Here is a 1,509-nt window from a genome sequence, read left to right as displayed (position 1 = left end):
CTGGCCCAGATTTCGTTGATTTGACTATATCGTTCCAAGAAGCATTTTTGGGAGGCACATGTTTGTATCCATGATTTGTCCAATTAGGTTCCTTAGCGCTCGGACATGGAGTTAACCCGAACGGGTCAATCCATCCGGTAGGATTTTGCACATAGCTATAGGTATTCTCACCACCCCAGAGGCCCGTAGGGTCGGCACTCAGGTAACAACACCCTTCCGGCAAATAATACCTGAACCGGTTATAGAATAAACCACTTTCTTCATCAAAAAGTTGTCCGGCGAATCTCAGGCCCGGGTCCAGTTGCGGGTTTTCGCCGTATCCGCCCAGCCGCAGCCCGTACAGGGACTGCTTCGGCCGCCGCCACACCCGTTTACCCGTCGGGTCGAACAGCGCCAGCGGCTCGCCGGTCGGGGCGCTGACCGCATATTGAGTCTGCACCTCTCCGGCCATCAGTTCCACCCGGTTGTCCAGATTCAGCGTAAACGCCTGCGTCTGCTGCGCTATCAGTTCCCAGCCGTCAAACACCAGATGGCGGATCATTTTCAGCCGGCCGTGCTGATACTCCCGGATTTCTGCCGGCACGTCGCCGTCCCACAGGTAGGTGGTCCGCTTACCGCTCGGGATACACCGTTTTTCTGTCCGCCGCCCGAAAGCGTCATAGCGATATTCCCACGGTATCCCGTCCGGGGTAATCAGCCCGGTCAGCTGATTCTGGCTGTTCCAGCGGTATTTCGTCAGCGCCAGCCGGGACCCTTCCGCTAAAAACTGTTTCTCCTGCATGCGGCCGGCCCGGTCGTAAACAAACCGGTGCGAGCCCACCCAGTTCAGGCGATGGCCCTCCTGATAGAGGGTTTCCCCCATAATCTCCTGCACCCCGTCAAACCGTCTTGACGGGTACCCCGTTTCATCATACTGATAATACTCCCGCAGTGTCCGGCCTTCCCCCACCGAAATCACCTGGCCGTTGCCGTTAAGGAGATAATTTAACGGCTGTCCGTCATCACTGGCGGCGGTCAGGTTCAGCGCGGCATCGTATTCATACCGGCGCGCCACCCCCGCGTAAGCGGGTCCCTCAATCTCGTCCGGTTCAGCCGGCCTGAAAAAGTAGGGGTTGCGGCCAGCCCGTTGCGCGGTTAACTGGCCCATCAGGCTGTACTGCTGGCGCAGAATAAATCCTCCGTCCACATAACGGCCCGTATCCCGGCCGGCGTCATCCCGTTCCAGAGTCAGGGGCGCCTGCTCCGCCAGCGTCAGCTTAATCAGTTCCCCCCCCCGGTTAACCTCCCGCCGGCTCTGCCAGCGGCAGAGGCGGGTCTGGCCGCTAAACCGGGCCGGACCGGCCACCGGCGCTGTTTCGCCGGTCAGCAACTGCCGTTCTGCCGTGCGGGTATCCGGGTAGTGACGCAGAATCTCTCCGTGCGGCTGGATTTCCCGCACTATCCGGTCCTGCTCGTCGTATTCAAAATGCAGGGTGCTGTCCGGGGAGTCCACGGTTAACAGCCGGCCCA

Annotated in this window: 1 protein-coding gene; it reads right to left on the bottom strand. The window is 59.6% G+C overall.

What is annotated here, in order from left to right; translation table 11 throughout:
- Positions 1-1,509 (bottom strand): RHS repeat domain-containing protein (locus EAE90_RS23105; RefSeq protein WP_281422394.1); only part of this gene is annotated, 1,509 nt, incomplete at both ends.

It is taken from the genome of Photorhabdus caribbeanensis (assembly GCF_018448885.1).
GTDB classification, from domain to species: Bacteria; Pseudomonadota; Gammaproteobacteria; order Enterobacterales; family Enterobacteriaceae; genus Photorhabdus; species Photorhabdus caribbeanensis.
Note: the sequence above shows the minus strand (reverse complement) of the source record. Positions and strands in the feature narration are given on the sequence as shown.